We start from the raw sequence: 23,045 nt of genomic DNA on the forward strand, positions 1-23,045 counted from the left end.
GCCGCCGTCTGACGAGAAATTCCGCAGGAGAATGAATTCGGCGCCCCCGGGGGCTCGAGGCTTGGCCGGGCGGACCGGCATCTTATGAACTTCGACGACCACTATGTCGAGCAGTTGCGCAACTCGGTCAGCATCGTCGACTTCATCAACCGTTACCTGCCACTAAAGAAGAGCGGCAAAGACCATGGCGCGCTCTGCCCCTTCCACAGCGAGAAAACGCCTTCTTTCTGGGTCAGCGAGGAAAAACAGATCTACAAGTGCTTCGGCTGCGGAGAGGGCGGGGACGTCTTCTCCTTCGTGATGAAGATGGAGAATATGTCCTTCCCCGAAGCCGTACGCTTCCTGGCCGAGAGCGCCGGCGTCCCCCTTCCGCGCTCCGCCGGGGGTGGCGATTCAAAAGAAATCCGCCGAAAACAGCGTCTTCTGAAACTGGCCGACTGGGTTTCGCGTCTCTTTCAAGAGGCGCTTAAATCGCAAGGGGGGACGAACGCCGCCTCGCGATACTTGCGACAACGCGAAATCGCCCCCGAGACCATCTCCAGATTCGGGATGGGATACGCGCCCCAGGGCAACTGGCTGCTGCAGCAACTGAGAGCCCAGGGCTTTTCCAACCAGGAAGCGGTTGCCTGCGGGCTGGCAAAGGAGAACGAGAGAGGCGTCTACTCCTATTTTCGCGATCGCGTCATCTTTCCCATCAGGGACGTGACGGGCCGCACCATCGCCTTCGGAGGACGCATCCTGGGCGAGGGAAAACCCAAGTACTTAAATTCGCCCGATTCCGCGCTCTATAACAAAAGCCGACATCTTTACGGCCTCGACGTGGCGCGCGACGCGATCCGCAGAGAGGAAGAAGTCATACTGGTGGAGGGATATTTCGACTGCGTCGTCCCCCATCAGTTCGGATTTGAAAACGTGGTGGCCTCGCTGGGGACCAGCCTGACCGACGAGCAAGCCAAAGTTCTGGCGCGCTACGCCTCGCGGGTGGTCCTCAACTATGACCCCGATTTCGCTGGAGCCAAGGCGGCCCTTCGCTCCATCGAAATGCTGATGGGCGAAGGCCTGCAAGTGAAGGTCATCGGGCTGCCCGAAGGCAGCGACCCCGACACCTTCATACGCCGCCGGGGCAAAGAGGCCTACAGCAAAATGGTCGAGGAGGCTGAACCCTTCTTGGACTATTTGTTGCGGCATCTGTCCGGGCAGCATGAAGCGCCCGAAAGTCCGCGCGGCAAGCAGGAGATTGTGACGCAGGTCCTCCCATACCTGCTGCTGGTGTCCGATAAGATTGAAAGAGCGGAGCATCTTTCCAGGCTCGCTCAACGTCTGAGAATAGAGGAGCGGCTGGTTTGGTCAGAGCTGAGACAGTACTCGGGACGGCGCAAGGGAGACGGCGCTCCCCCTCGCGAGCCCGCCCTCAGCATTGATCTGGCCACCCGGTCGGAGAAGATTCTGCTGGCCGCCGCGCTCAATCCGGACTGGCGGCCGGCGGTGCTGAAATCGGTGGACAGGGGCCTCTTCAAGGGCCTGGATACCGAGCCGGTGTTCAGCTTGATAATGGATTTGAATGAAAAGAACGTTGAACCGGACATCACCCGGTTGCGTTCCAAACTGGAGGCAGGGCCCCTGCTGGACTTGGCCGAAAGGATGGCTTTCGGAGGGGATCTGCCGCTTAACGAAGACATCGTGAAAGGAAGCGTGCTGGCCCTGCGCATTCGTCAGAACCGGAGGTGCCAGCAGGAATTGCAGGCCCGTCTTCGAGACTCGGAGATGAGCTTGCAGGAACAGGTGGAGGCCCTTAAGCAGAAAGCCGCTTTGATTGCGGAGGGCCGTGAATTGATGCGCCGCTCCCGCCAGATGGCGGAGCATGCGCAGTGAATGTGAATGCAAGGCCCTCGGCTCAGCCGAGGGATGGTTTTATGGATGTCCTCGAAAGACGCCGGGCAACGGCCACACTCAGCCGTGGGCGCTTGGTCGCCCGAGTTGATCTGCCCGGAGAGCATCCTATAAACTAAAGATTTTATCGAGGGGAACGATCAGAGGTGAGCGAATTGGCGGTCGAAGACAAATATGAAGGCGTTCGGGAGTTGATCAACCTGGGCAAAGAGAAGGGCTACCTTCTCTATGACGAGGTCAACGACGCCCTGCCAGACGACATTGACTCCTCCGATGATTTGGACAGCATCTTCCGCCTTTTCGGCGATGCCGGCATCGACGTGATCGATTCCGAGCACCAGTTGGACGGCGTCAAGGACAAGTCCGGATCCAAGAAGGACGATGACAACGACGACGACGGCGAGGACTCCAAGACGGTCAGCTCTGACAGCCTGGAGAAGACCAACGATCCCGTCCGCATGTACTTGCGCGAGATGGGCACCGTTCCGCTGCTGACGCGTGAAGGCGAAGTGGAGATCGCCAAACGTATCGAAAAAGGTCAGAGGGTGGTCCTCAAGGCTCTTTCCCGCTCCCCCGTTGTGGTGGGCGAGATCCTCAAGATCCGCGACTCCCTCAAGGCCGAAGAGGTCAATATCAAGAACCTGGTCGTCTTCACCGAAGACGAAGTGACCGAAGAGGTGGTGGAAAACCGCATCAAATCGGTCCTGGCCGACGTCAAGCAGATCGAGGAACTGCAGAAGGAAGCCGGCAAGGCCCGCAAGAAGCTGGCCAAGTCGAAGAAGAACTCGCCCGAGTACAAGACCCAGCTCTCTACCCTGGCCCGCTATCGCATTCCCATCGCCCGCAGCGTCCGCGACATGCATTTCCAGCCGCCCGTGCTGGAGGACCTGGTGGATGCCATCAAGAAGACCGTCCACAAGGTCATCCGGCTGGAACGGGAGGCCCGTAAGCTGCGCAAGCTTCAAGAATCGCCGCTCAAGCTGGACGAGTCGAAGAAGGTCAAGATGCGCCTTCGCGAGATCGAGCGGCGGCTGCACGAGATCGAAGAAGCCGTGCAGGCGACGCCGCCCGAGCTCAAGCGCACTTTGGCCACCATCAAGCAGGGCGAGTTGGAAGCCGACATCGCCAAGAAGGAGCTGGTCGAGGCCAACTTGCGTCTGGTGGTGTCGATTGCCAAGAAGTACACCAACCGGGGCTTGCAGTTCTTGGACCTGATCCAGGAGGGCAACATCGGCCTCATGAAGGCCGTCGACAAGTTCGAGTACCGCCGGGGATACAAGTTTTCCACCTACGCCACCTGGTGGATCCGCCAGGCCATCACCCGCGCCATCGCCGACCAGGCCCGCACCATCCGCATCCCGGTGCACATGATCGAGACCATCAACAAGCTCATCCGCACCTCCCGCGCCCTGGTGCAGGAGTACGGGCGCGAGCCCACTTCGGAAGAGATCGCCAAGAAGATGGACATCCCGGTCAGCAAGGTGCGTAAGATCCTCAAGATCGCCCAGGAGCCGATCTCGCTGGAAACGCCCATCGGCGAAGAAGAAGACAGCCACCTGGGCGACTTCATCGAAGACCGCGGCGTGGTGTCCCCCGCCGAAGCCGTCATCAACCTCAATCTCAAGGAACAGACGGCCGCCGTGCTGCAGACCCTGACTCCCCGCGAGGAGCAGGTCATCCGCATGCGTTTCGGCATCGGCGACGGCAGCGAGCACACTCTGGAAGAGGTGGGACAGCGCTTCTCCGTGACCCGCGAGCGCATTCGCCAGATCGAAGCCAAGGCCCTGCGCAAGCTGCGCCATCCTTCCCGCAGCCGCAAACTCAAGGCCTTCCTGGAAAACAACGGCAAAGAGGGTCAGGCCAACTAGCGACCTGCGGTCGAACTCCCAACCCCCCATGCTGCCCGTCATGAGTCCTGAGCCCGGGCCGCCGTTTTTTGTCCCTGACAGGGACGGATTCGCCAAGCCCAGCGACCGTGTCGAAAGTCAAGTCCGGGCTCGCTGAAGGCGAGCGATTCGCCGGCCCAGGGTCAGCCGCGGCGAGCGCCAGCGAGACGGCGGCGCCACCCCGGGTTTCAGACGGCAAAGGTCTGAACGCTGAAGCGTGGGATAACGCCACAGGGTGGCTCAAAACTTCTGACGCACTGCACTGGCTTTTAATTCACAAGGGGAAGTTGACCTGAGGCTCCGAGTGAGGCAAGGTTTTCACATGCCCAAGACCGCCTTCCCGCTGACCCTCCTCTCCCTGCTGTTTTTCATCCCTTCTCTCTTCGCACAGGACGAGATTCTCATCCAGGATGTACCCAGCGGGTATTCAAGCCAGTCCGCCGCCCGCCAGTTGCAGGCTGAGGCGCTCTTCGCCACGGTGCCGACTCCAGCCTCCGCGCGCCGCCATCACCGCGTCCTGACGGAAGAGCCTCACGTGGAAGGACAGCCGGCCCAGAGGAAGGTCGCCGAATACATCCTCGACCATTTCCGCAAGAACGGGCTGCAGGCCGATCTGGTCGAGTACCTGGCCTGGCTTCCCTTTCCCAAGAAGGTCTCGGTGACGCTGCTGGAGCCCGAGGAGCGCCCTCTGGGTCTGCAGGAAGAAGGCTACCAACTCGACAAGGATTCTTTTTCCCGCGACGTCATCCTTCCCTTTCACGCCTACTCGCCTTCGGGACAGGTCGAGGGGCAGGTGGTGTACGTCAACTACGGACTGCCGGACGACTACGCTGCCCTGGAAGAAATGGGCGTGGAGGTGCGGGGCAAGATCGTGCTGGCCCGCTACGGACGCAGTTTCAGGGGCGTGAAGGTTAAAACCGCCGAGGAGCGGGGCGCGGCCGGCGTGCTCATCTATTCCGACCCCATGGACGACGGATACTTTCGCGGCGACCTCTTTCCCCATGGTCCCATGCGCCCTCCCAGCGCCGTTCAACGGGGAAGCGTGCAGTATCTTTTCATTCATCCGGGCGACCCCTTGACCCCGGCAACCCCGGCCCTGCCCGAGGCCCAGGCTTTGAGCTTCGAAGAAGCCGTCAATGTGCCGCGCATTCCCTCTCAGCCTCTTTCCTACCAGGACGCCCGCCCCATTCTGGAGGCGCTGCGTGGTCCCAATGTGCCCGAGGGATGGCAGGGCGGGCTGCCCTTTGCCTACCATGTGGGTCCCGGCCCTTCGCGGGTGCGCCTGGAACTGGAGATGGACCATGCCCGGCGTCCCGTCTACAACGTCATCGGACGTATTGAGGGCAGCGAGCTGCCCGATCAATGGGTCATCCTGGGCAACCACATCGACGCCTGGACTTACGGGGCCGTCGACCCCAACAGCGGAACCACTGCAATGCTGGAAGTGGCGTCCGGCCTGGGCCGCCTGCTGGATCAGGGCTACCGTCCCCGGCGCACCATCATCCTGGCCGGATGGGGCGGCGAGGAATACGGCCTGATCGGGTCCACCGAGTGGGGAGAGCATTTGCGCCAGGAACTGACCGACAAGGCCGTGGCCTATCTCAACGTCGACGTGGGCGTGGCCGGCGGACGCTTCAGCGCCTCGGCCGTCCCGGCCCTGGACGACCTGCTGCGCGACGTCACCCGCCGTGTGCTCGATCCCGATTCGCGCCGGCCCGTCTACGACCAGTGGCTGCAAGCCCAGAACGCCAACCGTACCGAACCTCTCAACCTTCCCGACGCCGACGACCTGGGCAGCGGATCGGACTACACCGTCTTTCTCGATCACCTGGGAATCCCCTCGCTTTCCATGGGATTCGGCGGCGATTACGGCGTCTACCATTCCCTCTACGACAGCCACTACTGGATGGACCAGTTCGGGGACCCCGGCTGGCAATACCACCCCGCCATCGCCGAGATCTGGGGGCGGACGGCCCTGCGTCTTGCCAACGCCGAACTGCTGCCCTTCAACTATGGCGAGTATGGATCCGCCATCACAGGCTATCTGGAAGATCTGGAAAAGAAAGCCCAAGGGCTGGGCGGCGGATTGGTCAACTGGCAGCAACTCAAGGACGAAGCCGGCGCCATGCAGCGGATCGGTGAAGACATCTCCTCGGGAATGAGCAGGCTGCTCGAGAACGGACTCGATCAAGGCCGCCGCCGCCGCTTCAACGACCTGCTGCGCCGTGCCGAGCGGGGATTCCTGCTGGAGCAGGGACTGCCTCGCCGCTCCTGGTTTCGTCACTCCATCTACGCTCCCGGCTACTACACCGGTTACGCCAGTCTGCCGCTGCCGGGACTGGCCGAAGCGGTGGAGAACCGCGACCCCAGCCAGGCCGGACAGCAGGCCGAACTGCTGCTGCGGGCCCTGCGCGAAGTCAACCGCACCCTCGACCAGGCCCGACGGCTCACCCAGTGAGCACGCTTTGGGAGTTGGTTCTTGAGAGTCGGCAGTTGCCTACAGCCTGATGCAGCCGCAGGTTTCAGACTGCCAGTCGAGGGATTGGCACTGGGCCAGGAAGATATTGACGCCCTCTTCCATTTCAGGGGGACAGGAAGCGATGCGGCGAGCCTCCAGATCGGCGAATGCGCCCAGCGCTTCCAGGGTGGCGGCTACCTGACGGCGGCTTTCGTTGACCATGTACCCCATCATGTGCAGCTTGCGGGCCGTGCTTTCCAGCAGGCGGATGCGCACCGAAACCGTCTCGTCGGCGTGCACCTCGGAACGGTATTGGATGAAGTGCTGCAAGGCGAACGCTCCCCTTCGCTTTTCCCTCACAACCTCTTCGCTCATCCCGCAGTCGCTGAACATCCGCCCCGTCGCGTCTGAGAAGAGGGCCATGTAGTATTGCACGTTCATGTGCCCCATGTTGTCCAGGTAGTCCGGCGAAATCGTGCGCCGCAGGTGCACGGGGAGCTCTTCGATCTTTTCCAGCGAAATCATCAGCGGGTCATTATAGACGGGAAGGCGGCGGCGAGATCAGCGGGACGCCCCGGGGAGGAGGCGTCCCATTTGAGTGTACGATGATGAACACTTGGATTCGCGGCCATCACATTAGCAGCCGGCCAGGCTTCCAGGCTGTGATATCCGTCACACTTCTCGCGGAATCGACTGTTTTATAAAGCCGTCAACCGAGCAGAGCATTCCACAAGATGGCGGGAACGCGTCTGAGGGAGGGACGGGCTTCCAGCCGGGTCAGATGACGGGCCAGTCGGTGGGCCCTGCGGTTGGTGACGAACCAGGCCGGCTTGGGGCGGACGCGGAAAGGCCCGCGCACCACCGACTTTTCGATGCCCGAGAACATGTAGCTGTTGTGGACCACGCCGATGCCCGATTGGATGTCGCTGTAAGTGTGCCCGGGATAGGCTCCCCACGACGTCGAGACCAGCCCGTATCCCAGGGCCGGCCAGTGATTGACGGCCACCGTGCCGTAGCGCAGTTCGTCCACGGCCTCCTCCAGGGCGGCGGCGGTCTCGGGGTTGCGCAGGGAACCGGGGTGGATGAGCAGGGCGGCGTTAAGGGTCCCCCACAAGCGCTGGTTGCAGAAGTCCACCGCCTGACGCAGGAAGTCGGCCGGCGACGAAGCCTTGAGAGCCGTCTCGCAAAAAAGCCCGCAGAAGGCTTCGCGGCTGAAATTGGGATCGTCCTCGCGGTAGGGCAGGTCGGGCAACAGCGTCCAGGGAAGGCATCCCTCTTGCCGGCTGCCGAAGGTCTCGGCATCGGGGTGTCCTTGCATGTGCAACTCCCAGCGTTCACGGGCGCCGGGATAGTAGGCCTTTCGCGAAGGCACCTTGCCCAGTTGGGTCCGCACGGCGTCCAGCAGCGCATTCCGCTGCTTCCAGCCTCTCTGCTGGATGATGACGCGGGTGGCGTTGCAATTGAAACCGGCGTTGTTGACCAGCATGCTGACCAGGTTGGCGGCCTGGAAGGCCAGGTCGGAGCTGCTCCAGCCTCCAGGCACCACGATCACCGGCGAAACGTTGCCCAGCTCGCTGCTGATGGGCTTGTCCAGACGGGGATCGTCTTCGGCCTTGCGCCGGCGGCCCTCTTCGCCTGTGCCGTAGACGATGGCGTCATGGGTCCGGTCGGAGCCCGTGATGTGAATCTCGTCCACGGCCGGATGCTGGCACAGATAAGCGCCTTCCTCGGCGCCTCCGTAGACCACTCTGAGCAAATCGGCTTCCAGCAGAGCCCGAAAGCCTTCCTCTATGAGCGGTCCCAGGTACTCGTTGACCGGATGCATCTTGAGCAGGACCGACTTCTTTTCGTTGAAGACCTTGTAAAGCACGTCCATGGGTCCGATCGAGGAGACGTTTCCGGCTCCCAGCACCAGGCAAAGGCGTCCCTGAGGATGGGTCTGATGGGGAAGGGCTTGGTGATCGGCAAGATTCTCCAGATTGACCTGGGGTTGAAAGCGGATCTCAGCCGAGAAGCCGCGGTAAAAGAGGCGGTCGTAGATGTCGTTGGGCAGGACGTCGACGGCCACCTGCCTGTTCTCGCGGACGCGCGGCACCAGTGGCGGCGAGGGGCGTCCGAAGGTCTCGATCTCGCGCAGGGACCGTTCCAGCAGGCGCAAATTGCGCAGGACGCAAAAAGGGCCTCCCAACCACTCCTCGGCGGCCGCCGGACTGTCGGGATCGACGCCTTTGGCGTGGCAGGACACCTTGACCCAGCGATCGGCGACTTGAGCGTAGTCGGCGCGCAGGCGAACCAGCAACTCGATCAGGTGCTTGGTCCAGATGGTATGCCAGCGGCGCTTCTTGGTGGCCAAGGCGGCCAAAGCCGAGTCCAGATGGGAATGGGAAACCGATGCGCTGCTCATGCCATGTTCTCCCACCGAGGCTCAGTTGCGGGAGAACAAAAGGCTCTCGGCTTCCTTGAGGTCTTCCAATCCCAGTTGCCCGCTTTCCACCAGATGAGAAATAAGAGGCCGCGGCGAGCCGCCGAAAAGGTCGAGGAAGTCGCTGATCAATTTGCTGTAAGCGGCTTCTCGGCTGAGAGTGGGACGATAAACGAAGGCGTTTCCGATCTTGCGGACTTGCCTCAAGGCGTTCTTGCGCTCCAGGCGGCGGACGATCGTTTGGACCGTCGTGTAGGCAGGCCGGCGTGCCTCAGGAAGGGCCTCCAGCATTTCCCTGACCGAAGCTTGGCGCAGTCTCCACAAGGCCTCCATGACTTCCAACTCAAACCGAGTCAGCCGGACCGACGATGTTCCCGACATAGGCTGTCCCCCGAGCCTTCCCACGTCTACGACACTTAAAGAGTTTCTACCACAAGCGTGGTAGAGATTCAAGTGAGAAAAAGTGACCGATGCATTTATCTTTGTTTATTATCTTATTATTGCAGGGTCCTCGGGCCTTTCCCGGCCGTCGGGTGGAGAAGAATGCGGGAATCGACTAAAATGGCCGCTTGCCCGTTCCCGCGGCGCCAAACCCCGAGGGATATCAGGGCGATAGGGACTGGACAAGCTATGGCAAAGAGACCTCGAATTCTGTTCGTCTGCACCGGCAACTCGGCCCGAAGCCAGATGGCCGAAGGATTTGCCCGTTACTATGGAGGCAAGAAAGTGTCCGCCGAGAGTGCCGGGCTGGAGCCCAAGGACGAAGTGAACCGTTACGCCACCTGGGTGATGAATGAGGCGGCGGTGGATATCAAGCATCAGTCGCCCCACGACATATCCGAGAAGGATCTTTCCAGCTACGATGTGGTGGTCACGCTCTGCGGCGACGCCCGCGACAACTGTCCGGTCCTCCCTTCGGGGGTGCGTCATGAGCACTGGCCTCTCAGCGATCCGGCCAAGTTCCGCGGACGCTCCGCCGAAATCCGGGCCGCCTTCCGGCTTTCCCGCAACGAGGTCGAGAAGCGGGTCCGCCGGCTGCTGAAAGACCTGCTGGAAAAATAGCGGCGACCCGGGTCCTGCTCAGGACTGTTGAGTTGGCCTTGGGGGGAAGAAGATCACCAGCAGGCCGGCCAGGAAAGGCAGCACCCGCTCGATCCATTTGTCTTGAGAGGCGGGAAAGAGGTAGTAGGCGGCGACGGCGAAGCTGAACCCCACCAGCATTGCCAGCAGCGTCCGCCGCGGAGAGACGCCGTAGCCCAGCGCCTTGACGACCAGCGCCGGTCCGAAGGCCGCCCCCATGGCGGTCCAGGCGAAAAGTACGCTGGAGAAGATTTCCTGAGATCCCAGCAGAGCTGCCACGATGGCCCCCGCCGAGAGGATCAGCACCACCCAACGGGAGCGGGCCAGCATGTGACGGGTCGATTTGCCTCCCAGCTTGAGGTCATGGGTGACGGAGGAGGCAGCCACCAGCAATTGGCTGTCCGCTGTCGACATGATGGCCGAGAGCACGGCCGCCACCATGATGCCGGCCAGCACCGGAGGGAAGAGTTCGTTGGTGGCCGAGACGAAGACCACCTCGGGATCGCTCAGCGCGGGATAGAGCAGGCGTCCGCACAATCCCAGCAGCAGCATTCCCGAATAGACCACCAAGGCCCAGGCGATGGCGATGCGCCGGGCCGAGACCAAGGAAGCCCGTCCTTCGCGAAGAGCCATGAAGCGGTTGACCACGTGGGGTTGTCCCGGATAGCCGAGTCCGATGCCCAGGTAGCCCCAGATCAGTCCCAGGGCGGCTGCCGGGCCCAGGTTTCGGGTGAGGCTCATGTAATCGGGTCCGACTTGTCCTATTCCCTCCCACAGTCCGCCGGGTCCGCCCACCGCGATCAAGGCCGCCACCGGCAGCAGGATGGCCGTGGCCGCCATCATCAAGCCTTGCAGCGTATCGGTGATGCTGACGGCCCAAAAGCCTCCCAACAAGGTGTAAAGCACCACGATGCCGCCTCCGATGAGGATGCTGGAGGAAATCGGCAGGTTGAAGGTCTCGTAGAAAGTCTTGCCGGCGCTGAGGAACTGAGAGGCCACGTAGGCGCCCAGAGACACCAGGATGATCAGCGAAGCCGTCACCGAGAGGGTGCGGTGCAGCGGTTGTCCCGGTCGCCCCGCCAGCACCTCGGTGACGGTCATGGCGTCCACCTCGCGGCTGTAGCGCTGCAGGGCGGGAGCGACCCCGTACCAGTTGAGGAGAAAGCCTCCCACGCAAGCCGGGAAAAGCCACAGGGACGAGAGTCCCCACAGGTAGGCCGCTCCGCTGACACCCAGCAGCGTCCAGGCCGAGGAGGAACTGGCCGAAGCGCTGACGGCGGCTACCAGCGGTCCCAGTTGGCGTCCTCCCAGAAAGAAGTCGAGACTGTCCTTGGTGCGGCGCTGGGAGAGCAGTCCGATGATGATGAGGACGATCTTGTAGAGGACCAAAGTGACCAGGACAGCGGCTTCATGGCTCATGGATTGCGCCCAATCATGCCTGAGCGCCCCCTGCGGCGCAAGGGTCGTGAGCCAATCGGTATACTCGTTGCGTGAACGAAAAGCCGACCCCTGAAGCCGGCCGGGCGCGGCGCCTCATGCGCCGGCCCGAGGAACTGGTCTATCGCACCTGCTATGCGCCCGTCGACCTGGGCCAAATGCTGTCTTCTTCGCAATCGCGCTCCCGCATCCGCCGTTTGCCGACCGCGCAGTTGTACTATGGCCTGCGCGAGTTGAGCGACGACCAGATCGGCCAGCTGCTGCCCCACATCACCGAAGAGCAATGGAAGGGCGTGCTCGACCTCGACCTGTGGCGGAGGGACCGCCTCGACGCAGGACAGTTCCTCTATCGTCAAGGCTGCATCGTCTCGGCTCACGATGCCGTGGCCAGAAAACTGATCAGGGCGGTGGAAGAGGAGATCTGGGAGTTTGCCTTTCAAAGACTGCTGCAAATCCACGTCCGAAGCGACCGCAACGAAGTCTTCGACGATAAGGCCCCGCGCGGACGCGAGACCCTGAAGACGCCTGATGACGACTACTTCCTGGTCTTGCCCGCCAATCCCGATGCCGCGCGCATGGCCAGGGCCTTGATCCTCAGGTTATATGAACTGGATAAGGAGAGAGCCCAATTCCTGCTTTCCGTGGCCGCCGTCCGAACTCCCAGCGAAACTCAGGAGATGGCCTACCAGAGCCGCAAGTCGCGTCTCGAAGATTTGGGTTTTCAAGACTACTACGACGCGATCGAGATCTATACGCCGCGCTCTCCCGGTCAGCCCTTGCCGGAAAAGGACTGGGTCGCGCTGGAGGATCTTAGTGCCCTGCCCGTTATGCTTCCGGGGGTGCAGGAAGGACCCTACCTGCTGCTCCAGGCTTTCGCCGCCATCGAGGATCAGGATCAGTCGTTGCAGTTGATGGAAGAGTTGGCCTTCACCTGCAACAAAGTGCTTTCGGCCGATCAGGTCAGCCCGGCCCAGCCGCAGCGCCTCAAGCGGCGCATCCGCAAGACGGTGGCCACCATCAGTCTTGGGCTGGACGTGTGGAGCGAAGGGAGTCTCGAGCTTGCCGCTCAAGGCGTACGGCGGCATTTTCTTCAATCCTTCTTTCAACTGGGTTACGGCCAACTCATGCAACTCCAGAATTCGGCCCGCAATCTGGTTGAGGAAGGCTTTGAAGCCCGGCCCGGCTCTGCCTGGGAAGCCGCCCTGCAGGGCTTTACGCGGACCTTCCCGCTGCGGACGGTGGTAGGCAAGCGCAAGCTCCGCCGCCGTTTTCTCCGGACTCGCCGGGATATGCAGAAATGCCGCAGCATTTTGAGGCGGCTGAGCAGTGAAGGGAAGAAGGAAAGAGAATGACTGCCGCCGCTTCAAAGTGGACGCGCCGGGGGAGGCTCTGCGACAATGAAATGCCGGTCAAGCTATACTTTATCAGGGTCGGGAACCCGCGTTTGCAAGGCTGAGGCTTAAAAGCCGTCTTTTGAAGCCCATACGGAGGGGCTATGTTTACCGTTCCTATGCTGTCCTTGAAGCGAATCCCCAACGTACCGCTCGGGATTGCGGTCGTCGTCTCCACAATTGTGATGGGGACGGCTTCCCATCCCTACCCCGCTTCGGCCACGCATGCCGGCTTTCAAGGCAAGCAACTGCGCACTCTGCTGCCGGACCAGAAGCTGCACTTCGAACCCGTCGCGACCGCGGACGGGGAGTTTCAAGCCGTGGGAGAGCGCTATCGGATCTCTCTTGCTCCCGATGCTTTGCAGGTCGGCTTTCCCGCCTGGCAGGGCTATCCCGCCGCCTCCCTCGGCATCCGCTTTGAGGATGCTATCGAGGGACGACTGCTGCCTCGCCAACGCCTGTCCTCGGTGAGCCATCATCTGCTGGGCAACGATCCGGCGGCTTGGCGCAAGTCGGTTCCCCACTACGGCCAGTTATTGCGGCCCGGCCTCTACCCGGGTATCGATGCCGTTTTTTACGGCGATCCCCGCCGCCTTGAGTTCGATCTCCGGGTCTGGCCCGGAGCCGATCCTTCACGCATCCGCCTGCGCTTGAGCGGAGCCGGACGCGTCTGGCTGGATGAGGAGGGCGACTTGCTGATCGAAGCCGGCCCTCATCGCCTTCGCCAGGTGCGTCCCTTCAGCTACCAGCAGGGGCCTGAGGGCCGCCAGGAAATCGCCAGCCGCTATCGTCTGCTCGATTCCTCGACGGTGACCTTCGAAGTAGGGCCCTACGACCCCGCCCTGCCCTTGGTCATCGATCCCGTGCTTTCCTTCTTCACGTATTTGGGCGGCGCCGGGGACGACGCGGCTCACGCACTGCTCGACGCCGGAGACGGAATGGTCTATGTATGCGGCGAGACCGCCTCTGTCAACTTTCCCTCCGAGGACGCCTTGCAGGGTCAAACCGGCGGGTCCCGTGACGCCTTTCTGTCGCTGGTCGACACCCGCAGCCAAAGCCTGGTTTTCTCGACTTACCTGGGCGGATCGAACGACGACATCTGCCGCCGCCTGGCACGCGACGGCGCCGGCGACGTCTACCTGCTGGGCCAGACCGAGTCCCTCAACTTTCCTACTGTGAACGCCACCCAGCCGTTCCGCCGGGGAAACGTCGACGTCTTTATTTCAAAACTGAGTCCTCAGGGAGACGAGTTGCTTCGCTCCACTTATCTGGGCGGATCGTCGCCCGATCTGCCCGGCGACATCTTCGCTGCCGAAGACGGAGGCGTTACCGTGGTCGGCCATACCACCTCCTTCAACTTCCCTCTTTTTCTGCCTTTTCAGGAGCAGCAAAACGGGGCCGAGGACCTCTTCATTACCCGCTTTGCGCCCGCGGGTGCCATGATCTTCTCGACTTATCTGGGCGGCAGCGGAGCCGACCGCGTCTTCGACGCTCATTTTGAGACTCCCGGCCTCGAGAGCTTTGTGGTTAATATCGTAGGAGAGACCCGTTCAGAAGACTTCCCTTTGCAAGACCCCTTCGACGCCACCTTTGCAGGTCAGAGCGAAGGCTTTCTGCTGCGCTTCGACCTCCAAGTCCCCGCCATTCTCAGCTCGTCTTATCTGGGCGGCTCCGAGATCGAGATTGCCCGCCGGATTCACGTCGATCCCTTCGGCATCGCCCTGCTGGCCGGAGAAACCACTTCTGACGACTTCGACGTGGTGGACGGCATACAGGGCCAGCGAGGCGGCGGGCGCGACCTTTTCGTGGTGCGCCTCAACACATCGACCAACACGCCCATCTTCTCCACCTATCTGGGCGGCAGCGGCGACGAGTTCCTCAACGCCAGCCAGCTCGCTTCCGCTGGCCGGGTGCTGCTTGCAGGGCACACCAACTCCACCGACCTGCCCACTGAGGACGCGGTCCAACCCGTGGCCGGGGGTGGATTCGACGGCTTCGTAATCGATTTCGACACCAACGGACGCAAGCTGGTCAGTTCAACCTACCTGGGCGGCTCCGGACGCGACGAAGTCAGGGCAGTGCAGATCGACAGCCGGGGACGCTTCCTGTTGGCCGGGCTGACCGATTCCGACGGACTGGCTGCGGGCTCCTCGCCGTTACGGCCCGAGAGGGCGGCTGGCCGTGACGCCTTTCTGGCCGCCTTGGTCGATACCGCGGTCCTCAACTTCGCCCAATTCGGCGACGGCGAGGAAGCCGGCATCAGCTTCGCCAGCAGGATCGAACTGGTCAACACCGACACGGGCGACGCCGCTTCGGTCGAGGTCATCCTGCGGGGGGACGACGGGAGTCCCATGCAGGTCGACCTTAATGGAGAGCAGGTCGAAGGTCGGCTGGAACGGCAAATTCCCGCCGGCGCCAACCTCAGCCTGGCGACCGACGGCCAAGGCGCCCTGCAAACCGGCTCGGTGCAGGTCGTCTCCGACCTGTCCCTGTCGGCTTTCGTCTTTTTCGACGCCGGCGACATCGGCGCCACCGGAGTGGGTGCCAGCCCCCGCTTGCGCGGCTTCGTGACCCCTGTGCAGGCGGGCGGCGGCAACAACACCGGTCTGGCCTTGATGGGACTGGGAGCGGCCCAGGAGCTCGGGCTGCAACTGCGCAACGCCGCCGGCGAGACGGTTGCCGAAGCCGTCCTGCAACTGGGCGGTTTTGAGCATCGGGCTCTCTTCGTCACCGAAGTCGAGTGGGACCAAGAGGTCGATTTCAGCGACTTCCAGGGCAACCTGCGGGTCACCGGCAGCCAGGAGTTTTCGGCCACGGCCATCCGCCTTCAGCCCGGACAGTTCATTGTGCTTCCCGTCACACCCCTGCCCTGAGCAAACGAAGAGCCGAGCTCCCATTGGGCGACCGCGAGATGTGTCAGCAGGAGGGCATGGACTGAAAGCGTGGAATAATGCGACAGGGTGGCTCAAAACTTCTGACGCGCTGCACCAGTGGCCCTGGCCAAGCCGCCGCGGCAAGCTCCAGAAAGCTCTTGATCGCTGGCTCGGCAAAGAGGCCGCGTGTTCGACCCATCTGCGGGAACCCTGATAGGGGCGGCGGGCGCGAGTTGAAGCCGGTGCAGGCCCTATGCTAAGCTTTCCGCTTCCTTAACGAGGAGGATTTGCAGCATGGCTCGTAAGTGTGTTTTGACCGGCAAGGGGCCCTTGGCGGGCAACCGGGTTTCGCACTCCAACAAGAAGACGCGGCGGCGCCAGTTGCCCAACTTGCAGAGCAAGCGCATTTGGGTCGAAGAACTCAACCGTTTCGTGAGGTTGCGTGTCTCCACCCGAGCCCTGCGCACCATCTCCAAAAAGGGCCTGATGCGCTTCCTCAAAGACGAAGGCATGACCCTCAAGGACATCAGCGCCTAGATCTCTGCTTCTGTCCAGGTCTTAGGCTTCGATCTGTCCGCACGTTTTGGTTCTCGCCGAGCAACCCCCACGTCCTTTTGTCAGTTGACGACCACCTCCGGTTCCTGCTTTCCAGGAATCGAGAGGTTCGCAACATACAAGGCAAGGCATTGCTACGCGCGCTGGCTTTGGAAGGTCGTGCACGCTTACTCCCCGCGGGTGATGGAGATTACGGCGGGGCGGGGGGCGCGGGAGGGGTCGCCGTGGGGGAAGCTGCTTCCCTGGGGGACGGTGCGGGTTTGCTCGAAGGTGGTGCCGTCGCGGCTGCTGATGCGGTAGGTCTGGCGCTCTGGGGGGCGGCCGCCGTTGCGGCCGCTTTGCTCGCCCGGATGTTGTACCGAGAGGATGAGGGTGCGTCCGTCGGAAGTAAAGGTGGGGCCGGCCATTTCGCACTCCACGGGCCCGGTGGCGAAGCAGAAGGGACGGGCGGCATGGGGTCCGCCGGTGGGGATGAAGAAGATGGCGTTGTTGCCGAAGACACCCGGAAAGTACTTTTCTCCGCGGCGCGTCAGGTCCTCGCTCCGGCGGGTGGGGAAGTTCTGCACCGAGGTGCTGATGTCGGTGACCATCCACAGATGTCCCTCAGGATCGATGGCCAGGTTGTCGGCGTGGGCGAACCCGCCGCCTCCCTCGGCCGCTTCTCCCGAACTCACGAATCGGCCCCAGCGGAAATCCTCGCTATCGGAGCGGGCGCTGCCGTCGCCTTCCAGCAACCGGTAGAGGGCGCCGTACTGGCGCGAGTTCTCCCGGCGCGAGTCGGGGAAGATGCGCTGGTCGGGCGATCCCTCGCTGCCTTCGGTGGCGTCGGTGAAGGCGATGTAGACGCTTTGGTCGGCGGGATGCACCTCCAGGTCTTCGGGACGGGCGGTCGGGGTTCCCCCGATGCAGTTGGCCATGGCGAAGGCCTCCATCAGCAGCACGCCCAGCGCCTGTTCGGGTCCGGATTGCGGTTCGACCAGGTCGCCCAAGGTGCAGTCTTGAAAAGGCTTGCCGCAGAAGGCTTCCACGCGCTGGACCCACTGCTGGAGCGTGATCTCCGCCTCGGCGCTGGAGGCAGGCCCCACCTTGACCGTGCCCCCGCGGGGACGGTCGGGCAGGTGCATGTGGCCGGAAGGGCAATGCTCAGGCTGGGGACGGCGCAGCGGGGTGGAAGGCAGCAGCGGAATCCAGCCTCCGCTGTAGTCTTCCCGGAAGCGGGCCACATAGAGCGTCCCCGACTCGAAGAGCCGGCTGTTGGAGGGATCGGAAGGATCCTCCACCGCCTCCCGGCTGACGTACTTCCACACGTGGCCTCCGCGCCGGTCGTCGCCCATGTAGGCCGCCAGGGGCTCTCCCGCCCGGCAGCGGACGGCCACGTTTTCGTGGCGGAAGCGGCCCAGAAGGGTGTGCTTGGTCAGGTTTCCGGTGGCCGGGTCGATTTCCGCCACCCAGCCATAGTGTCGCCCGTCGAGGGGCTCCGGCAGCAATTGGCCCAGTCCCTTGAGGCGCAGCGGCGCAGGGTGGCTGTCCTGCATTTCATCGTCGGTCAGGTGGGGGTCGGCGACCAGATACCTGGTGGGATGGGCGGCCAGGGCGCCTCCGGGCGTGATCTCTTCCTGCGACTGCTGCTGGAAGTTCTCTTCGCAGGTGAGGAAGGTTCCCCAGGGCGTGGTTCCGCCTGAGCAGTTCGACATGGTGCCGCGCGGCTCGGCTTGCAGGATCTTCCCAGCCGGTCCGCTGAATCGGAAGACCGCAGCGGACGCGTTGTGGCGCCTGAAGGCCGAAATGCGGCGGTGGTCCGAGGCTCGGGAAAGCACTTCGAAGGTCCCGTCCTCATGACGCCGCAGGCGCAGGACGCTCACGCCCTGGGCGTCGAGCACCCGCTCGGCCACCTTGGCCAGCGTCCGGCGCACCTTCTCGGGCATCGACCGGGCCCGCGCCGAATCGAGGTCGAGGCGGTGGGAGGGGAAATCCCACCCGTCCACCGAGAGGCGTCCTTTCTCCAATCCCTCCCGCGGACGCAGCACGATCTGTGGCGGATCGTCTCCGTAGACTTCGCGCCAGGACTCGATGTAAGGGCGAAACGATACATACTCGTGATTGACCAGCAGCCAGTATTCGTCCTCGCTGCCGCGGACGGGAGCCAGCCCCGTGTAGTCGTTGTTGTATCCGAAGCGGATGCGGTGGCCCTCGGCTCCCAGCAGGTCGCCCCACTGGGCCAGGACGTCATAGCGGAATCCCTCGGGCAGGACCAGTTCGTCGCGCACCGTGAACTCGGCCAGACGCCGGGCATCGGGAATCGACGGGTCCTGGCCGGGCAGAGGAACGGGATAGTCGACGGTCTCCCACGCGGGGCTGCCGTCGGGGAGCGTCCAGGCGCCGGGCCTCCGGCTGGGGCGGGCGGGTGCGCAGCCCGAGGAAGCCAGGGGCCACCCCGCTAGAGTGAGCGAGGCCCCGGCCCCGATATATTTCAAAAATCCCCGCCGCCCGATCTTGGCCATCGATGTGACTCCTCCAGGCGGGATTATAGCCAACCCCGGTCAGCGGCTGAAACGGGCTGCCTGCTGATGGCGTCGTTAGGAGGGATGGCGGTACTTGAGTTCGATCAGGTGTGCAAGACTTACGACACCCCCACCGGTGGACGCACCGTGCTGCGCCAGGTCAGCTTCAAGGTCGCTCAGGGCCAGACCGTGTCCATCGTAGGGCGCAGCGGCAGCGGCAAGAGCACCCTGCTCAACCTGGCGGCCGGCATCGATGCCCCGTCCAGCGGACGCATCCTCATCGACGGAGAGGAGATCAGCAGCCTGGGCGACCGCCGCCGCACGCTGCTGCGCCGCCGCAAGGTGGGCCTGGTGTTCCAGTTCTTTCATCTGCTCTCCCACCTGAGCGTGTTGGAGAACGTCTACTTGCCCGAACTGATCGCCGGAGGCCGCCCCGACCAGTTCCGACGCCGCGCCGCTCATCTTCTGCGGCGTGTGGGGCTGGAGGACCGCGGCCACGACAACATTCAAAAGCTGAGCGGAGGCGAGATGCAGCGGGTGGCCATTTGCCGGGCCTTGCTGCGGCGTCCTCGCCTGCTTCTGGCCGACGAGCCCACCGGCAATCTCGACGACGCCAACGGCGAAGCGGTCATGCGGCTGATGCTGGAACTGGTCGAGGACGAAGACGGCACCCTCATCTACGTGACCCACAGCCATTCGCTGGCCCGCATGGCCGGGCAAAGCTGGCATATCCACAGCGGCATTCTGGAGGCCCGCTCCGATCTCCGGACTGTCACCGAAACCTCATCGTGATCAGCTATTTTCGCAGAACGCTGGCCGCCCATTTCCGTCAGGGACGCAGTCTCTACCTGCTGACCGTGCTGGGGGTGGCCCTGGGGGTGGGAGCGGTGCTCTCCATCCAGATCATCAACCGCAGCGCCGTCGGAGCCTTTCGCGGGAGCATCGAAGCTATCTCCAGCGCCGCCGATCTGAGCGTCCGCTGCAAGGCCGGAGACTTCGATGAAGCCCTGCTGGCCCGTGTCTTGGCCGATCCACAAGTGGCCTTGGCCTGGCCCCTCTACCGGCTCGACGTGCGGGTCGAGCAGGACGATCCTTTCTACCTCGAGCTCTACGGATTCGACTTGGCCGGCCCGCTGCCGCTGCCCGCCTTCCAGGCCGCCCGTCAGGCGGCGGACGAAGGAGGAGACCTTGGACCCAGCGATTTCCTCACCCGGCCCGGACTGGTCGCCGTAACCAGCGAACTGGCCCAGCGGCAAGGCTGGGGGCCGGGCAGCCGCTTCGCCGTCTCCAGCGGCACCCGCCGGGTCGAGCTCGAGGTCGGACTGCTGCTGCCCGTTGAACGCTACTCCCCCCGGGCCGGCAGCAAGCTGGCGGTCATGGACATCGCCCAGGTGCAAGGACTGCTGGGGAGTCCCGGACGCATTCACCAGATCGACCTGATGCTGCGGCGGCATCAGGACGGCATCCCGCAAGTCGACCTGCAAGCCGTCTCCGACCGGCTGTCCAGCGTCCTGGGCCCGGGATTCGAGGTGGTGACGCTCGATGAGCAGGAAGAGGAAGCCCGCGGGCTCCTTTCGGCCTTCCGCCTCAACCTCACGGCGCTGAGCATGATCAGCCTGCTGGTGGGACTCTTCCTCATTTACGCCGCCACCCAGGCTTCCCTGCTGCGCCGCCGGGCCGAGTTCGGACTGCTGCGCGCGCTGGGAGCCAGCCGCGTTCAGGTGGTGGCGCTGATCCTGGCCGAGGCAGCCTTGCTGGGCGCCCTGGGGACACTGCTGGGACTACCCGTCGGATACTACGTGGCCCTGGCCAACATCGACCTGGTCAGCGCCACTTTGACCAACATCTACCTGCTCTCCGAGATCGAATCGCTGGTCTTCCCCTTCTGGTTCTATCTGCTGGCCGCCGCCATCGGCATCGGCGGAGCCTTTTTGGGGGCGCTCTTGCCGGCCCTCGACGTCTCGCGTCGCCACCCTCGCGGACTGCTCACCTCGGTGAGCCTGCGCGAGCGGGCGGCCGGATTCGCGCGTCCCATGGCGCTGGCCGGACTCCTCATCGTGACGGCCACTCTGGCCTGGTGGTGGCTGGCAGGACACAACTACAAGCCCGCCGGCTTCCTGCTGGCCCTGGCCATTCTCTGCGGCGTCCCGCTGACGGCGCCCCTGGCGGTTGAAAAGCTCTTCCGGCTCCTGCCACTGCGAGGATTCGGGTTCGATTACTCGCTGCGCACCCTCTCGTTGCAGCTTCACAAGACCGCCACCGCCGTGGCCGCCCTCTCCATCGCCGTCTCCATGCTCATCGGCATCACGCTCATGATCGGCAGCTTCCGCCAGACCGTGCAGGTGTGGATGGCCGGGACCGTGCAGGCCGACATCTACGTCACCACGCCTTCCTGGCGCTCGGGCAGCTTCGAAGCGGTGATGCGTCCGCGTCTGGTGGAAGAACTGCGCAGCCTTCCCCAGGTTTCCCACATCGACAGGCTGCGCAGCCGCCGCGTGGCGGTGGGCGGACGGGAGATCCCTCTCTCGGGAGTCGACCTGGCCCTGCCCGACGGCGACCGACGCTTTCCTCTTCAACAGGGAGACCGCCGCAGCGCCTTCCGGCAAGCCCGCCAGGGCGGAGTGCTCATCTCCGAGCCGCTCTCCCGCCGCATGGGCCTGGGCGTGGGCGACCGGCTGGAAATCCCGCTTGCGGGAGGCGCCCAGCACCTTCGGGTGGCCGGCGTCTACTACGATTACGCCTCTGAGCGGGGCGCGGCGGTGGTGGATTGGGATACTTTCACAGGCTTCTTCGGCGACGGCCCTCCCAGCAATCTCGCTCTCTACCTGCGGCCCGGCGTCCAGGCCGAGGAACTGGCCGAGCAACTCAAGCAGCGCTACTCCCAGGACCCACTCAGCTTCACCAGCAATCGCCGCTTGCGCCAGACGGCTCTGCAGATCTTCGACCAGACATTTGCCGTGGTGCGCATCCTGCAAGTCATGAGCTTGCTCATCGCAGTCTGCGGAATCACCCTGACCCTGCTGATCCTGGCCCGCGAAGGCGTTTCCGAACTGGCGCTGTACCGCGCTCTGGGCGCATCGCGGCGTCAGATCTTCGGGGTCTATCTGGGCAAGGGGGCCGGCATGGGATTGCTGGGACTGGCTCTGGGGGCGCTGGGCGGTGCGGCCCTGGCGGCCGTCCTCATCTTCGTCATCAACCGCGACTACTTCGGATGGACCATCCAGGTCTACTGGCCCTGGGCAGCTCTGGCCCAACAGACGGCCAGCATCCTGATAGCCGCCCTGGCGGCCGCCGTTTATCCCGCCTTGCGCGCCAGCCGCACCCCCGCAACGGAGCTCAACCGCGATGAAATGTAAGACCGCCATGCTGTCGGCAACCTTGCTTGTGGCCCTTCCGCTGGCCTCGGCGCCCGAGTTCCGCCAGGCCGCGCCCGACTACTCCTGGGCCTTCCCTCAAGACCACTGGGCCCATCACGACTACCGCATCGAGTGGTGGTATTTCACGGGTCATCTCAAAGAGCAGGGCGCGGATGACTTTCGCTTCGGCTACCAGTTCACCTTCTATCGCATCGGACTTTCTTCCCAGCAGCCCCGGTTCGACTCCCGGTGGGCCACCCGCTCGCTCATCATGGGACACGCCGCCCTGACCGACCTGCGGAGCGGGGAGCATCTCTTCAGCGAACTTCTCTACCGCACCACGCCCTTCCTCGGGGGCTTCTCTTCCTACCCCGATCCCTTGCTGGCCTGGAGCCGCGCCCCCGCCGGGACCGACGCACGCTGGGAATTGCGCTTCAACGGCCAGGCCTTCGATTTCTCCGCCCGCGACGATGCCAAAGGCATCGCTTTCGATCTCTCTACACGTCCGGCCAAGCCGCTGGTTTTGCAAGGCCCCAACGGGTACTCCTCCAAGGGTCCAGGACCCGGCTCGGCCAGCCTCTATTACACCTTTCCCCGCCTCGACACGTCGGGGACGGTCGAGTTGCGGGGACGCCCCTACCAGGTCATCGGCCAGAGCTGGATGGACAAAGAGTTCTCCACCTCGGTGCTCTCCCCCCAGCAGGTCGGGTGGGACTGGTTCAGCCTGCAATTCCAGGACGGCAGCGAACTGATGCTTTTTCAACTGCGCCGCCGAGACGGTTCCCCCGACCACGGCCGCGCCACCTTCATCGACGCCCAGTCCCGCCCACGCTTCCTCGAACTGGATGAGTGGACGCTGACGCCCAGCGAGTCCTGGACCTCCCCCCAAAGCCAGGCCCCCTATCCCGTGGCCTGGACCCTCAGCATCCCTTCCCTCAACCTCGATCTGCGTATCCGCTCCCTGCTCGAGGACCAGGAAAACCGCTCGTCTCTGGTCACCGACCTCAACTACTACGAAGGGGCCGTCCAGATCACTTCTCCCTCCGGCGCCCCCCTGGGCCGGGGCTTCGCCGAACTCACCGGCTACGGCCCCAACAGCCGTCCTCCGATTTGACGGGGGTGGGTTTTTGCCTTCGCACTTCGCATGTCGCACTTCGCACTTGAACCTGGCAAAGCCTTTGGGGAGCGACTGTGCT

Annotated in this window: 15 protein-coding genes; 10 read left to right on the forward strand and 5 right to left on the reverse strand. The window is 63.5% G+C overall.

Features of this window, described 5'->3' with window-relative positions:
* Window positions 1-84: 84 nt before the first annotated feature.
* From dnaG to VLU25_13300, 3 genes are all read left to right on the forward strand, one after another.
* Window positions 85-1,872, forward strand: a complete 1,788-nt coding sequence (dnaG, locus tag VLU25_13290; GenBank protein HSR68905.1) for a DNA primase — start codon at window positions 85-87, stop codon at window positions 1,870-1,872.
* A 173-nt stretch (window positions 1,873-2,045) separates the two neighbouring features.
* Window positions 2,046-3,758 carry an RNA polymerase sigma factor RpoD gene (gene rpoD, locus VLU25_13295; protein ID HSR68906.1) on the forward strand — a complete coding sequence of 571 codons (1,713 nt, stop codon included), beginning with the start codon at window positions 2,046-2,048 and terminating at the stop codon, window positions 3,756-3,758.
* A gap of 340 nt (window positions 3,759-4,098) precedes the next feature.
* Window positions 4,099-6,234, forward strand: coding sequence for a M28 family metallopeptidase (locus VLU25_13300; GenBank protein ID HSR68907.1), 2,136 nt, complete (start codon window positions 4,099-4,101; stop codon window positions 6,232-6,234).
* A gap of 39 nt (window positions 6,235-6,273) precedes the next feature.
* On the opposite strand, the gene VLU25_13305 is transcribed toward VLU25_13300, so the two are convergent.
* From VLU25_13305 to VLU25_13315, 3 genes are all read right to left on the reverse strand, one after another.
* On the reverse strand, window positions 6,274-6,759 hold the full coding sequence (locus tag VLU25_13305; protein ID HSR68908.1) for a thioesterase family protein: 486 nt from the start codon (window positions 6,757-6,759) through the stop codon (window positions 6,274-6,276).
* Window positions 6,760-6,943: 184 nt separating this feature from the next.
* Window positions 6,944-8,638: an aldehyde dehydrogenase family protein gene (locus tag VLU25_13310; GenBank protein HSR68909.1), complete on the reverse strand. Its 1,695-nt coding sequence runs from the start codon at window positions 8,636-8,638 to the stop codon at window positions 6,944-6,946.
* 21 nt (window positions 8,639-8,659) lie between these two features.
* Entirely contained in the window at window positions 8,660-9,037 is a 378-nt protein-coding gene (locus VLU25_13315) for a BlaI/MecI/CopY family transcriptional regulator (protein ID HSR68910.1), read from the reverse strand.
* 249 nt (window positions 9,038-9,286) lie between these two features.
* On the opposite strand from VLU25_13315, the gene VLU25_13320 reads away from it, so the two are divergent.
* Entirely contained in the window at window positions 9,287-9,718 is a 432-nt protein-coding gene (locus tag VLU25_13320; GenBank protein HSR68911.1) for an arsenate reductase ArsC, read from the forward strand.
* A gap of 18 nt (window positions 9,719-9,736) precedes the next feature.
* Here VLU25_13320 and VLU25_13325 read toward each other — a convergent pair whose 3' ends face one another.
* Window positions 9,737-11,155, reverse strand: a complete 1,419-nt coding sequence (locus VLU25_13325; GenBank protein HSR68912.1) for a sodium/proline symporter — start codon at window positions 11,153-11,155, stop codon at window positions 9,737-9,739.
* A gap of 71 nt (window positions 11,156-11,226) precedes the next feature.
* On the opposite strand from VLU25_13325, the gene VLU25_13330 reads away from it, so the two are divergent.
* The 3 genes from VLU25_13330 to rpmB all read left to right on the forward strand — a co-directional run bounded on the left by VLU25_13330 (window position 11,227) and on the right by rpmB (window position 15,974).
* Window positions 11,227-12,525 carry a DUF6178 family protein gene (locus VLU25_13330; protein HSR68913.1) on the forward strand — a complete coding sequence of 433 codons (1,299 nt, stop codon included), beginning with the start codon at window positions 11,227-11,229 and terminating at the stop codon, window positions 12,523-12,525.
* Between the two features lie 143 nt (window positions 12,526-12,668).
* Window positions 12,669-15,437 carry an SBBP repeat-containing protein gene (locus VLU25_13335; protein ID HSR68914.1) on the forward strand — a complete coding sequence of 923 codons (2,769 nt, stop codon included), beginning with the start codon at window positions 12,669-12,671 and terminating at the stop codon, window positions 15,435-15,437.
* A gap of 294 nt (window positions 15,438-15,731) precedes the next feature.
* Window positions 15,732-15,974, forward strand: coding sequence for a 50S ribosomal protein L28 (gene rpmB, locus VLU25_13340; GenBank protein ID HSR68915.1), 243 nt, complete (start codon window positions 15,732-15,734; stop codon window positions 15,972-15,974).
* Between the two features lie 185 nt (window positions 15,975-16,159).
* Here the strand turns inward: rpmB and VLU25_13345 are convergent, their stop codons facing one another.
* Window positions 16,160-18,493, reverse strand: a complete 2,334-nt coding sequence (locus VLU25_13345; GenBank protein HSR68916.1) for an alkaline phosphatase PhoX — start codon at window positions 18,491-18,493, stop codon at window positions 16,160-16,162.
* A gap of 84 nt (window positions 18,494-18,577) precedes the next feature.
* On the opposite strand from VLU25_13345, the gene VLU25_13350 reads away from it, so the two are divergent.
* Genes VLU25_13350 through VLU25_13360 form a run of 3 tightly spaced genes read left to right on the forward strand, consistent with a single transcriptional unit; the run spans window position 18,578 to window position 22,963 of the window.
* On the forward strand, window positions 18,578-19,285 hold the full coding sequence (locus tag VLU25_13350) for an ATP-binding cassette domain-containing protein (GenBank protein HSR68917.1): 708 nt from the start codon (window positions 18,578-18,580) through the stop codon (window positions 19,283-19,285).
* The gene (locus VLU25_13355) at window positions 19,282-21,849 is read left to right on the forward strand and encodes an ABC transporter permease (GenBank protein ID HSR68918.1); all 2,568 of its coding nucleotides are present in this window, start codon (window positions 19,282-19,284) and stop codon (window positions 21,847-21,849) included. The genes VLU25_13350 and VLU25_13355 overlap by 4 nt, the downstream gene beginning before the upstream one ends.
* Entirely contained in the window at window positions 21,839-22,963 is a 1,125-nt protein-coding gene (locus tag VLU25_13360; protein ID HSR68919.1) for a lipocalin-like domain-containing protein, read from the forward strand. Before VLU25_13355 ends, VLU25_13360 begins: the two co-directional genes overlap by 11 nt.
* The last annotated feature ends 82 nt before the right edge of the window (window positions 22,964-23,045 follow it).

It is taken from the genome of Acidobacteriota bacterium (genome assembly GCA_035471785.1).
In the GTDB taxonomy this organism is placed as follows: domain Bacteria; phylum Acidobacteriota; class UBA6911; order RPQK01; family DATIPO01; genus JANQFM01.